Source organism: Citrobacter sp. VF227 (genome assembly GCF_052950715.1).
Genome location: NZ_JBRFVF010000113.1, coordinates 1 through 671, shown reverse-complemented (window position 1 = coordinate 671; position 671 = coordinate 1). Strand labels below are relative to the sequence as shown.

Below are 671 nucleotides of genomic sequence, written 5' to 3'. Positions count from 1 at the left end.
GGTTTTCTTTCACCGGGGAGGCGGCTTTTTTCGCCGCTGAAACATTAAAAATCTGCCGGAGTTTAACCTTTCCGGTGGTTTCATCCTCCGGAACCAGCCAGTCAGCCAGCATATACATCATATATTCCCTGAAGTTGATGTATTCCTTTACAGAGAGCCTGCCACCTGACTGGTTTTTAATCAGCGAGACAACGGCCCCGGGACTGTCAACATCCCAGGTGAAACCATATTGCCCGTAAAAGGCGTTCCCCATTTGCAGGGGCTTAAAGCCATGAAGTGCCGCTTCTATCCCTAACTGAGAGTTGATGACGAAGACATAATCCACTTCTGAAAACAAATCAGAAACGGCATAATCTTCAACAATGGCAACCCGTGAACAGCCACCAAAATGGTGTTCAATACACGTCCTTGTTTTCGCCGTAAAGAGGTTGTTCTTTTTATTTTCCCACGGGTGTGCCTTGAAGATAATATTGACATCCGTGTCTGCCAGCAGCCGCTCAATGACAGACCGGTATACTGACACGGAATGTATTCCGGTACGCGTCGTTTTCAGCAATGAGAAATCATTTAACACCTGCCCGCCAATAAGCACCGTCTGCTGACCGTTCGTAAACAGTCGTCTCTTTAAGGGGGCGGGCTGTGAGACGTTTTTATTCTGAATGGCCAGAGCG

Annotated in this window: 1 protein-coding gene; it reads right to left on the bottom strand. The window is 47.8% G+C overall.

What is annotated here, in order from left to right; translation table 11 throughout:
* Positions 1–592: capsular polysaccharide export protein, LipB/KpsS family (locus tag ACU8YC_RS25340; RefSeq protein WP_446896008.1), on the bottom strand; the 592-nt coding region annotated here is incomplete at its 3' end.
* Positions 593–671: the final 79 nt, after the last annotated feature.